1 protein-coding gene is annotated in these 519 nt (G+C 36.6%); it reads left to right on the forward strand.

Going from position 1 to position 519, the window contains the following annotated elements; all coding sequences use genetic code 11:
* On the forward strand, window positions 1-519 hold a 519-nt coding region (locus FJV36_RS12935), incomplete at both ends, for a class I SAM-dependent rRNA methyltransferase (RefSeq protein ID WP_158981188.1).

The following is a 519-nucleotide window of genomic DNA, read 5'->3' on the forward strand; positions in this document are numbered from 1 at the left end:
TCTTAGACCAACGTGAAAACAGAAAATTATTAGGTGAATTCTCAAAAGGTAAAAAAGTATTAAATACGTTTTGTTACACCGGTGGTTTTTCTATTTATGCGATGAACGCAGGAGCAGAATTAGTAACTTCAGTAGATATTTCTCAAAAAGCAGTAGATTTAGCCGCAAGTAATATGGAATTAAATTTTCCAAAAGCAAATCATACAGCCGTAGCAGATGATGTGTTTAATTTCATGAGAGAACACACGCAACACTACGATGTAATTGTTTTAGACCCACCTGCTTTCGCGAAAAGCATCAAAAGTAAACATACGGCAACCCAAGCCTACAAACGTTTAAATATAGCAGGTTTAAAAGTCTTAGCGCCAAACGGAATTTTATTCACCTTTTCTTGTTCGCAAGTTATCGATGATGTATTATTTTATAACACCGTTGCCGCAGCTGCGATCGAATCAGGAAGAAACATTAGAGTGTTACACAAATTAGGACAAGGTCCAGATCATCCCACCAACATTTACC

Origin of the sequence: Flavobacterium sp. I-STPP5a, from assembly GCF_009764685.1 — a bacterium.
In the GTDB taxonomy this organism is placed as follows: domain Bacteria; phylum Bacteroidota; class Bacteroidia; order Flavobacteriales; family Flavobacteriaceae; genus Flavobacterium.